The 11921-nt window shown below is 56.5% G+C and carries 4 protein-coding genes and 1 pseudogene; all 5 read right to left on the reverse strand.

The window, feature by feature from the left end; translation table 11 throughout:
• Positions 1-65: 65 nt before the first annotated feature.
• Complete coding sequence (locus ABD76_RS30150) at positions 66-1052, reverse strand: response regulator (protein WP_338125067.1); 987 nt, start codon at positions 1050-1052, stop codon at positions 66-68.
• 186 nt (positions 1053-1238) lie between these two features.
• A pseudogene (locus tag ABD76_RS30155) lies at positions 1239-3004 on the reverse strand (sensor histidine kinase); the annotation flags it as partial.
• Between the two features lie 77 nt (positions 3005-3081).
• Positions 3082-4203 (reverse strand): response regulator, encoded by a 1122-nt coding sequence (locus ABD76_RS07035; RefSeq protein WP_197255473.1) that lies wholly within the window; start codon positions 4201-4203, stop codon positions 3082-3084.
• 212 nt (positions 4204-4415) lie between these two features.
• The gene (locus ABD76_RS07040) at positions 4416-10487 is read right to left on the reverse strand and encodes a 5'-nucleotidase C-terminal domain-containing protein (protein WP_197255475.1); all 6072 of its coding nucleotides are present in this window, start codon (positions 10485-10487) and stop codon (positions 4416-4418) included.
• A gap of 588 nt (positions 10488-11075) precedes the next feature.
• Positions 11076-11630 carry an RNA 2'-phosphotransferase gene (locus tag ABD76_RS07045; RefSeq protein WP_197255477.1) on the reverse strand — a complete coding sequence of 185 codons (555 nt, stop codon included), beginning with the start codon at positions 11628-11630 and terminating at the stop codon, positions 11076-11078.
• Positions 11631-11921: the final 291 nt, after the last annotated feature.

Below are 11921 nucleotides of genomic sequence, written 5' to 3' on the forward strand. Positions count from 1 at the left end.
TCGGGAAGACCCGCAAGCCTCTTGCATAAGAGAGTTGCGGGTCTTGGTATGCTGCTACGGCTTCGTTACCGCTTATTCGGAATATGGAAGGAGACCGTCGTGCCCTTCCCCTCCGCGCTCTGGATGCTCAATCCTTGGCCATACTGCTTCCGCAGCCGCTTGTCCGTATTGATTAGGCCGATTCCGCCCTGCGGGCGCTTGCCGCGATCCAGCAATCGCTCCACCGTCAGCCTGTCCATTCCGATCCCGTCATCCGCCACGGCGATCCGGATGCCGTCCGCCTCCGCTTCGATTCGAATCTGAATGAGTCCTCCTTGGGAACGGCTCAGAATGCCGTGACGAAGCGCATTCTCGACGAGCGGCTGAATCGTGAGCGGCGGGATCTCGGTGTGCAGCCCGGCATTCACGGCCCAGATCACGTCCAGTCTGTCGCCGAAGCGCGTCTTCTCGATCGTCAGGTAAGCGCGCACGAGATCCAGCTCATGCTCCAGCGGGACGAGATGCTCCGCGTTCCACAAATCGAAGCTCAGCCGCAAATATCTGCTGAACGATTCAATAAGCGCGCGCATTTTATCCGTGTCGAATTTGCTTAATGCGACAATGGAATTCAATGTATTGAACAGGAAATGCGGCTTGATCTGAGCCTGCAAGTAGGCGGCTTCCATGCGAAGCAGTTCCCCGACGGAGCTTCTCAGGTCGGTCAACGCTCGCACCCGCGACTTCAGCTCCAGGGCTTCAACGGGCTTGGTCACATAGTCGTTCGCCCCGGCGCGGAAGCCGGAATAAATATCTTCCGCCCGGCTGCGGGCCGTCAGCAGCAGCACAGGAAGCTCCGACATGGAGAAGCGCTCGCGGATGGAGCGGGTCAGCTCATAGCCGGACATATGCGGCATCATGACATCGGCACTGACCAGATCCCAGCGCTTCTGATCCAGCATGGCGGCGGCCTCCTTGCCGTTCATGGCGGTCGCGACATTATATCCCTCCGCGAACAGAAGATTGGTCAGGATGTTCAGATTGACCGGGTCATCATCGACAGCCAATATGTTCATGCCGTCCGCCGCAGCGGCTATTTCCGGCGAACCGTCTGGTACGCCAGGAACAGGCAGAGCATGACTGCGGTTTCGAAGCAAGGCGGCTTCCGTCTTCCCCCGTTTCCAGACCGGGCTTCCCGACTGCGCCAGCGGAAGCGTGAAGGTGAACACGGAACCGAGTCCTTCCTCCGATTCCGCCTTCAGCGTTCCGCCATGCAGCTCGACCAACTGCTTCGTAATGCTTAAGCCGAGGCCGATGCCTCCGACGCCCGCGCTCGCTTCCCCCTGTTCTACGCCTGGAACGCTCTTTGCTTCGTGGCCTGGTCCATGCCGCGCCCGGTATCCGAGACGCGGATCTGCGCGAAGCACTTCCGAACGTCCGCGTCAACGATCACGGCGCCCTCATCCGTGTATTTAATGGCATTGTGAATCAGGTTGAACAGGATCTGAATCAGCCGTTCCTCGTCGGCAATGACGGGAGGAAGGTCTTCCGGAATGTTCATCTCCAGCCGAATCGGCTTGCCTTCGGTCATGAAGGACAGCATGTCGATCACGCCGAGCGCCACCGGCGGGACGGACACGCGCTCCAGTTGAAGCCGCAGCTTCTCCTGCTTCAATTGGGAGGAATCGAGCAGATCGCTCAGCAGATGCGACATGCGGCGCCCGACCGCCACGATCAACTCCAAATTTTTGCGGTTCGGTTCAGTCAGCGAGCGCCGCTCGTCCTCAAGCACGCTCTGGGCCATGTTGATGATGCCGTGCAGCGGCGTCCGCAATTCATGCGAAGTGTTCGCCAGGAAATCATCTTTCACCTTATCCGCCTTGATCAATTGAACGTTCATATCCGCCATCTGGGCCGAATCACGGAAAAATCGCTTGATCCAGAACGTGGCGAAGGCGAGAAAGGCGATAATCAAATCGATCGGATAGTAGGTCAAATCGAACCAAAATCTCGACTTGATGCTTCCCCAGATAATATTTACTGTCACAGCTATCGCCGAAATCAATAAATAAATGGCGTCACGCTCCCTTTTCAGGGACGCGCGCAGCATAATCACGGGAACCGTAAGGTAGGAGAAGATAATAATCAGGCTGTATAAAATATCAATGCTTAACGTAACCCGGGCGGGCGAGCAAAAAATGAAGAAGGACACCGCCAAGCACGCGGCTCCATGCCATCGGAATGCTGTAACTTGTCTGTACTCCGGAAATAAATGCTTGGCGAACTGCAGCAAGAACCCCGAAACACCGAACATCGAGATAAAAATAAGCTTGATGTACCATTCATAGTCAAGCTGCAAAATGATCGCGTACACCACATGCATGATTAGAACGATGCAGACCATTAATTGCGAGCCAATGCTCAGCCAAGTCGCGTTGGTTACGGCCTCCGCCGTACCGAACAGCAGCGGGCGCGTGATCCCGCCGATGCGCTTGTTCATGAAGTTGGCGGCATGAATGACAATCTCGACCTCGCCGCCGCCCGGCACAAAGAAGGCGGAATATGGAATGTTCTGGGCTATGTTGTGCTCGTCATCTTCGGCCGGACGGCCGGAATGCGCCAGCAGACGCCCGTTCACGTATAACTCGGACGAATTCTGAATATTGGGAACCCGGATAGCGAGCGACTTGCCCTCTGCCGGATCGATCAAAATACGCAGACGGTACGTACCGTAACCATAGCCTTCCTCGAATATATCCGCCTTCCAATTGCCGGGCACCCGTATCATATGCCGCTCGGCTGCAGGGGGATAATCCCCTTCCCGCAAATAGACGCCGGGGTAGAATTCCCATTCTCCATTTAGCGTAAAAGCCTGCCCGGCGGAAATATCCCGGCCGCGCAAATCCAACACGCCATGCTCGGCTTGCGGGGAATCGAACACCATGAACTTGGCTATCCACAACAGACGGATGATCGTCAAAATAACCAAGACCAAACCGGCCGTTATCATAATTTTTCGTATGGACATAGGATCTACAACTTTCTTTTTCTCATTGCGGCCGTTCCGGCCTTACCTGCGATTATGTACATTGTTTATCCTCTCTTCTAGTTGCCTCTCCATCTCTCATACCACGATCGATAGGCCGCCTGCGGCGGAATCCCGAACTCGTTCTGCGTCATGTCGCACAGCTTGGCGTAGGTCGCATCCACCGCATTCCGATCCCCCAGCTCCGCATATAACCGCATCAGCATATAGTAGCCGGATTCAATTCGCGGGTATACATTGACCTGCCGGTGATACACCTCGAGCGCAGCCGGAAAATCGTTCTCCGCCACATAATAGTCGGCAACCTCGTTCACGAGACGGAGCCACAGGGAACGAAGGCGCTGCCGTTCTCCCTCCGCCCACAAGTAGCCGCAATCGGCCAAATAGTCGCCGCTGTACTGCTGCAGCAGCTCCCGGTAGGCCAGAATCGTATCCTGTCCGACAGGGGGCAGCGCCTCGGTCTCCTGCTCCCACTGCACGCAGTCGATGACCGCGTCTTGAAGGACGAGCATATAACTGTCCTCGCAGTTGATAATTTTCAACTGGTCGAGGTAAGGCTCCAACGTTTTGCGCACTTGATAAATGGCGGTATAGAGCTGGGCGTACCCTTTTTTGGCATTCATGTCCGGCCACAGCAGCTCGAGTAGAATTTCTTTGCGGACCTGCCTTCCTCTATGATGCAGCAGGTAAGCGAACAGTTCCTGGGCCTTGGACGTTCGCCAGCGAATCGGCTTCTGCGACGGATTCTCGAACTCGATATGCAGGTTCTGGAAGCAGCGGATCAGGCGGATGGACGCCTGCTTCTTGGCTTGCGCCGTCATGGACGCCCGCTCCGCCAGCCGCTCCAGCGTCGCTGCCAACCGTTCGACCTCGACCGGCTTCAGCAAATAGTCGATGGCATTGAGTTCAAACGCCTTGACGGCATAATGATCATAGGCGGTAATGAACACGATCTGTACGGCCGGGAGCGAAGACTGAATTCGCTCCGCCAGTTCTATCCCCGTCATCTCCGGCATGTCGATATCCAAAAACACGACATCCGGCGCGATGTCTTCGATTTCCTTCAGGGCCCGCTTCGGATCCTGATAGGTTCCTTCAATTGCAATTTTCCCTGTCTCGGCCAACAGGTCATTCAAATAAGCAAGCGCCAAATATTCATCATCAATCAATATGGCTCTCATCGGCCTTCCCTCCGCAGGTTATATAGTTGATACCCCTTCGTTCGGCAGCCAGGCTCATGAAAGATATCGTATCTAACTATGATACGCCCCGAAAACAATCTTGCCCGAAGGAATGTGCCCTATTTTATTCCAATGGCCTGCTATCCTGTCTGCAACAAAACAGGGCATCGCAGATATCACTCTGCCTGCCCTGTTTTCTTTGTCACGGATGATTAATCGGTCAGTAAATTGTAAATCGCTTGCGCGGCTTCCGCTCGATTCGCGGCCGCTTCGGGAACGAATCGCCCGGTCGCCCGCCCCTTCATCAAGCCGAACCCGGCTGCGGCGTTCACATAATCGGCCGCCCAGCGCGAGATCCGCCCCGCGTCGCTGAACGTCCCCTTCGTGTTGGCGGCAAGCTTCTTGCCTGTCTTCGCTTCATAAGCTTTGACCAGCATAACCGCCATCTCTTCCCGGGTAACCGCGCCCGCGGGATCGAAGCGGTTCGCGCTCTTGCCGCTGACGATACCCGCCTTATGGGCCGCCGCGATCGACGAGGCGTACCAGGCGTCGGCGTCGACGTCGGCAAACGCCTTGCCGCCCGTCCCGGTCAGCTTCAACGCCTGCGCCAGCAGCGCGGTGAATTCCGCCCGGGTAATGGCCCGCGCCGGCTCGAACTTCGTAGCGCTGGTGCCGCTTATGATCCGCTTCATCGCCAGCTTTTGAACGACGCCGTAGGCCCAATGGCCGGAAGGGAGATCGGCGAACGGCTTCGTCATTTCCAGCACCGCATAGGTGCCGAACTGGCGGATCAGCGCCGTCATCTCGGCACGAGCGTAGTCTCCCTCTGCCTGCGCCACCGCTCCGCTGCCGACGATCGCATATATCCCTGCGAAGTCCAGGCAGATGTCCGCGTCGGCGGTGAGTCGAAGCACAACAGGCTGTTCGAAGGAGGCCAGCTTCTCCGTCGTTCCGTTCGCGAGCGTGATCATCAGGCCAAGTTCGTACATTTCCCCGGACAGCCTCACCTTCATGCCGGATGCCCTTTCGGCCTTGGCGATCATCTCGTTCGCCGCCTTCTTCGCGAGCGGCGCCAGCTTCAAGGAGATGACGGAGCCTTGCTTCTCGCTGTCCGTCCATGGATGGATCAACTGCTTCATCAATTCGGAAGGGAGCTTAAGCGCAATATGCTCCGACTTCACTTCCAGCTTATTCTGAAGCAGCAGCCCGTACGTATTGGACGGGAACTTCACTTCGTTCGTCCCGGCCGGCATCTCGAATACGATGATGCCGCGTCCGTAAGCGGCCAGCTTTTCCGGTGTCGCCGTGACGGTTCCCGGCTTATCCTCGGCAGGCTTCGGTGTCGGCTTCGGACTTGGGGCGGAGCGGGAATCCGAGCTGGAGCTTGATCCGGAGCCTGATCCTGTCCCCGGGCCCGGATTCGGATTCGGGCCGGGCTCTTCCGGCAGCTTGCCGCCCTTCAGATCGGTAATCCGCCCTTCCACGCCGGCGTTGATGGTGCCGACGCGATCAAGATGCTCGATGAATACCTCGTAATCGACAATGTTCAGCTCATAGAAGCGGCCCTCGTTCTTCGCCTGCTTCATCGACCGGTAGAAGTCTCCCCCGTCCGCCATGAACGAGTTCGTCGCCACGATGTAATAGCCTCGCGGATCGATATCGGCATAGGTGCCGTCGTCATTTTTTACCTGAACCTTGACGATCCGCTCGCCTTTCTGCGTGACCTCGCCAGTTACGGCGTCGATCGTCTCGCCCTTCTTCGTGGAGTCGTAATAGAAGCGCATGCCCGACACTTGCGGGAAGCGTCCCTGCCCCGTCTCCACGCCGCTGACGCCATTCTCCAGGGCAGCGATAATCTCCTCGCCCGTCATCTTCACAGCGGACAGATTGTTGCCGAACGGCATGACCGTCAGCAGATCGCCCAGCGTAATATCGCCCGCCTGAATCGACGCCCGAATGCCGCCGCCGTTTTGAATCGTGACATAGCCTTTGACGTCTGTCTCGTTCAGCAGGCGCTGCACCTTGGCGCGCATGCTGTCGGCAATCAGATTGCCCAGATTGGTCTCCTGCTTGCGCACGCTGCCGCGCTCGCCGTCCAGGAACACCTTCGTCTTGCCAATGACCTGCTTCTTGAATTCCTCCAGCGGCCCGGCGTACTCGGCCAGCTTCGCCGCGGCCTCCTCATCGTCGGCAAAGATATATTGTCCAGAGGCATCCTTCGCATCGATATCGGTCAGCTTGCCGCTCCAGTCCGTCAATGCTCCGCTGCGGTCGAAGGTGACATCCAGCTCGCCGAGGTAGCGGCCGTATTCCCCGGTCTGAACGATCAAGGTCCGTTGGCCGTCTGCCCGCTCGATGACGGCCGGCTCCGTTAATTTCGTATGCGAATGGCCGCCTATAATGATGTCGATGCCTTCCACGCTCTCGGCCAGCGCCCGGTCGACTTCATACCCGAGATGGGTGAGCGCAATAATTTTGTCGATTCCTTCTTCGCGCAGCATGGCCACCGTTGCCCGGGCGCTGTCCGCGAAATTGCGGAAGTCGAGATGCTCGCCCGGAGAAGCCAGAAATGCCGTATCCTCCGTCGTCAAGCCGAAAACGCCGACCTTCTCGCCGTCCACCTCGAGGATAATCGCCGGGTAAATGCTCGCCTCCGCTCCCGGATGGCCGATCTCGTGACGGAACAGGCCCCGGAGCTCCGGCTCCTGGCCGAAATCGATATTGGCGCTGACGAACGGGAACCGCGCCTGCTTGATAAAGTTCGCCAGCTTCGCCGGCCCGGCATCGAATTCATGGTTGCCGAAGGTCATCGCATCGTAGCCGATCAGGTTCATGAAGTCCAGATCCGCCAGGCCTTCATACTTGTTGAAGTACAGCGTGCCAGAGAAGACATCGCCCGCATCGAGCAGGAGGGAATGATCCGCGCCCGCGCGCGCTTCCTTGATCGCCGTAATGCGGCGCGGCACACTGTCCAGATGCGCATGCGTATCATTCGTGTGAAGCAGCCTCAACTGGAACTCTTCGTCATCCGGCTTGCCGAACTGAAGCTGAGCGAGCAGCGGATCGTGGTCGCTCACCCGTCCATGCGCTTCCATGAAATCCGCATTGATATGCACGATGTCCAGTTCTGCGCGCTTGGCCAGCTTTTTATCGACCAAAATATGATCCAGCGTCTGCGAGTTGCCTTCATAAATATAAGAGTATCGTTCGGCTTCCGGAAGGCCGTCCACCAGATTGATTAATTCATTGCCTGCCACGATGCGCAAGGTATCGGAGAATTGGAAATCATTCAAATCCCCGATCAGCACCACGTTCGTCTGCGGATTGCGGGTCAGCGCTTCACTTACGAAGCCGTGCACGAGCGCCGCTTGCTTCGCCCGCTGCACTTCGCTCGAGCGCTGCGGAGGCTGAACGCCTCCATACGGCGCATGATCCCCGCCCTTCGAGTTGAAGTGGTTGGCGATGACCAGCACCCGCTCCCCCCGGAACAGGAACTCCGCGGCCAGCGGCTTGCGCGAGCTGTCGAACGCTTCGTTCGCCGGCTCAATCCGTCCCGGATTGTACGTTAATCCGTCCGGGCCGTAACGGACGGCGGTCTTCGCGTCGCCCTTCGCATTCTGTTGGCTGTCAGCCAGCGCGACCCGATCCGGATTGTACAGGAACCCGACGCGAATATTGCCTCCCGGAGCGCCTCCGTCCATTTTGTCCTCCGGAGCGATATCCGTATAGTGATAGACCGGCCCACCGGCTGCTTGAATCGCCGCGATAATCGCTTCATAATTGCGGCTTGCATCGACGACGCCATTATCCGTGTCCCCGTTATTGTCCTGCACTTCCATCAACCCGATAATATCCGGGGACTTCAGGTTGCGCACAATAACGTCCCCGATTTTGCGGGTTTTCTCTTTCCCCTTCGTACTCGGATCGTTCCAATAATTTTCGACATTGAAGGAAGCAATGGTCAATTTCTCGCTGTCCGCTACGATGCTCGTCACCGCAGGCTCCCCCTTGCCGCTCTCCACCTCCGGCAGCCGTTCCGGCAGCAGCTTATAATTGCTGAAGGAGTAAGCGATGACGCCGGTAAGCGGCTCTGTAAACCGATCGCCCGTCTTGACGACCGGATTCGGCTTCGGCGTGAGATAATCAAGGGATACCAGCACGCGCTGCGGATTGAGGCTGTCCTCGGTCAGGACGAGACCGCCCGCCGGAGACACGACGGGATGGCTGCCCTCCTGCCGCACCCTGACCGGTATCTCATATTTATAAGGGCCGATAATGTCCGGGTTCTCGATCGTGACGCGCATCCCTTCCAGACTCTCGTACAGATCGAGCGCATTGCGCTCCGGATCGTAATAAGCATCCGTCAGTTGATAGCCGTCCGCAATGATCGATGACGGAATCATCCGATCCTTGCCCAGCACAACGGGGGGAGGCAGATCCTGATCATGCGAAATAATATCCACGCTCGAAGCCGCGATTTCCGTCGTCGTCAGATCGACCGGATTGCTGGAATACGTCTTTTCCTTATATTCCTTGACGACGCCGGATACCTTGACTTTGTCCCCGACCTTCACCGGGCTGTCCTTGTGATAGACAAGAATGGCATCCGAGGCGCGGCCATCCTTGCTGTACCGGTCCGGATTGCTTTCCTGGATATAGAAGTTACTCTTATCCCGCTTGAACGTCACGATGCCTTCCACGCCCGTCACGGCTTGATCCGTGTAGGGAGAGCGATGGCCTTCGCCCTGAATATCGTGGATCAGGAGATGGCCGGTATCCTTCAGCACCTTGTATGTGAACGTATAGACCCCGCTGGCCGCTCCGTCCTTCGCGACGATGGCCTTGATCGTCGTATCCTCCTGGATCGCGATCGGCGCTGCGTAGCGGGAGCTCGCCTGCGTCGGCTCCGTTCCGTCCAGCGTATAGTACATGACGCCGCCGGAAGCCGGCGTGCGGAGCGCAATCTCGCTGCCCGTGGCGACATTCCCGGATGGGATGCTTGCCGTTACGGACAGCTCGGTCTCCACCACATCCTCATAAGCTCGCGGAATCAACTGGTACCCGTACGAGCTATGATAGGACAAGACGCCGGTAATTCTTTCGTAGGTGCGGCTGACCGCGAACGCTGCGGGAACATTTTTGGCGTAAATGACAATGCCTGCGCCAAACTGGTCAGCGGCATAGTAGGCAGAGCCGCTGCTTCGGTCGATCGCAGCCGCGGCGACTTCCACCAACTGGCCTTCGTATCGCTTCCCGGCCTCCCGGGCAAAATCCGCCGAGGTGATCGGCTTCGCCGCCGGCAGAGGCAAGCCCGGCTCCACGATTCGGAGGCTGCCGCCCTGCTCCTTATTCAACTGCAGGAGACCGTTGTACAGCTCCAGCCTGCCCTGCACCTCGATCTTATCGCCTTGCTCGGCCGTAATATTCTGGCCGCGGACGACAATGCCCGCCGTATCGTCCTGAACATACAGATTGGAGAAGCCGCTGCCCGTGTCTTCCCTGTAGGTCACGATGCCTTGAACCAGAGCGGAATCACCCGCATTCAGCCCTCTTGCCTCCGCAATGCTTGAGGCCGTGACAACCGTATAGATGAATTCGGAAATATCGCTGTCCTTCAATCCATCCTGCTTGGCATAGGCCTTGATGGCCGTCGGTCCTGTAATCTCGATCGGCCCGGTATACGGAACGAACTCGGACTTGTCGAAGCTGCCGCTCAGATTGTAGTAGACGGAGGCGGTCACCGTTGGCGACGAGAGACTCACCCGCGTCCCCGCTTGCACCGCTCCGGAAGGCGGAACGGCGGTTACGGAAGCCGCTTGATCCGGAGGCGTGACGGTGACCTTTTCCATGAAGGCGGTTGATTTGACGCCGCGATGAGGCTTGAAATACTCTTCCAGCGTTCCGGTGACTCGAATCCGGGAACCGATCAGGCTTGGATTCGATTGCAAGCCGAACTCTTGTCTGAACGGAGACGCAATCTGGACGAACAGCGTCCTGTCCTCTGCCGTCTCCTCAGCGCGGTCTGCGATGACCAGATTCGTATCGGCGTTGAATTTCGCGCTATCCCGCGTAAATGCGGTGCTGCTGATAGCAAAGCCGACAACATACCCTTCCACCGTGTAGGACTTGCCGTCATTGTTTTTCGCGATCGCATCGGCGACGGTAAGCACCGCCTCCGATGCAGCGGCAGTTCCTGCGATCCAGCCCGCAGGCGCGATCGAAGACAGCAGCAACACGGCCGCCGCAATGACACGGATTGTCTTTGTCCAGATCCGATATACCATTTTGTCGCTCCCTTCCCAATATGGGTTATCATTCCAAATCGTAGCTTGTCTGTATAACCTTGGTGTTAGCGGACTGTAAAGAATATATGAATAAGCTCGGCTCGTTCATGCCGGAATGACCTTAACATCCCTCCCCTTTCCTATGCTTCCCCCAAAAAAAACCTTGAAAGACATGGAGTCCATCAAGGCGAGCAATGCGATGCTATTCTTATTTTCTCTCGCATATTGCCGCTCTCCCCTTCGCTTCCTCTAGAGTCAGATTTTACTCTTTCATACTCGCTTATTCCGTAGGCGGCGGCTTATCTCGTCAAAGTTGCTGCAGTCCCATCGAATGTCCTCTTTTTATGGAAAATACGTAGAAATGTCTTTCAAATAGTGGACACTTGTCTGCGGAAGAGATAGATGCTCCCCGCCCCTTCATACTCTATATATAGGGAGCCGTGATGGGGTGATGCACGATATGTAGACCTCTCTCTGTGAAGCAGCCATATCCTCCTCGTGTCCACTTATGTGTGGACAATATCGCAATCCGTCTACCCAGAGAGAACGAAGTTCATCATACGCTTCCTGATCATCCAATTCTTCGGCTCATTCTATGGAGATATACTTTGGAGGAATAAAGTCCGCCAGCCATATCGTATGATTGCCCGGATAAAACATAACCCCTTCGTCCCGGGCCATCCCGGCATCCACCTTCAACAACACCGGGGCAGCGTCTCTTCGTTTCCCGACCAGCATGGCCGTCTCTTTGTCGGCGGATAAATGAACATATTGTCTCCCCATCGGCCGCAGTCCCTCCTTCAAGATTTGCGCCGCAAAGCGCCTCGCCGTTCCATGATACACGACCGGGGGAGGAGTCTCCGCCTGCTTGACGATTTTGCGGGGCACGGAATGCCCGTATAAGGCTCTGATTTTCCCGTCCGCGACCTCAAACCGCTGCTTGTCCGCGGCCTGCATCATATTGCGGATATCCTGCTCATTGACCATTTCCCATCGTTGGTCAAGGTGAAGCGCCGCCAGCAACTGTTCCAGGCTTACCCAACCTTCCTCATCCAATTCTAATTCGTACTCCCATGGCGCATGCCTCAGCGCATAAGATATTTCCTTGCTTAATTTGAACACATCTATATTCTGTCTTCTCATCAAAAGCACCCTACATAACATTAAATCTACTCTTCCTATACGATTCTGTCCCGGCAATCGATTCATTGAGCGCCGGCGAACGGGAAGACGCCTTGTATCATACGCTCGCATTCGCTCCCCTTGCTCGGCCGCTCCTCGCTCAAGGGAACACACTTTTTCTATTCCGACAGCTCCCAAAAGATGAAAAAATGCAGTATTTTGAACGATGCCAAAATCCAAAAAAAGGGAATCCTGCAAAATTACAGAAATTTTATCCATTATAGTCCGAATTAGAGATAACTTGAGCAAAAA

Source organism: Paenibacillus dendritiformis, from assembly GCF_015845845.1.
GTDB classification, from domain to species: Bacteria; Bacillota; Bacilli; order Paenibacillales; family Paenibacillaceae; genus Paenibacillus_B; species Paenibacillus_B dendritiformis_C.

Bases quoted from the DNA above. Each gene is read 5' to 3' on its own strand.
- ABD76_RS07045 (WP_197255477.1), bottom strand. From the start codon at position 11,630: ATGAGAAGACAGAATATAGATGTGTTCAAATTAAGCAAGGAAATATCT.
- ABD76_RS07040 (WP_197255475.1), bottom strand. From the start codon at position 10,487: ATGGTATATCGGATCTGGACAAAGACAATCCGTGTCATTGCGGCGGCC.
- ABD76_RS07035 (WP_197255473.1), bottom strand. From the start codon at position 4,203: ATGAGAGCCATATTGATTGATGATGAATATTTGGCGCTTGCTTATTTG.
- ABD76_RS30150 (WP_338125067.1), bottom strand. From the start codon at position 1,052: ATGAACATATTGGCTGTCGATGATGACCCGGTCAATCTGAACATCCTG.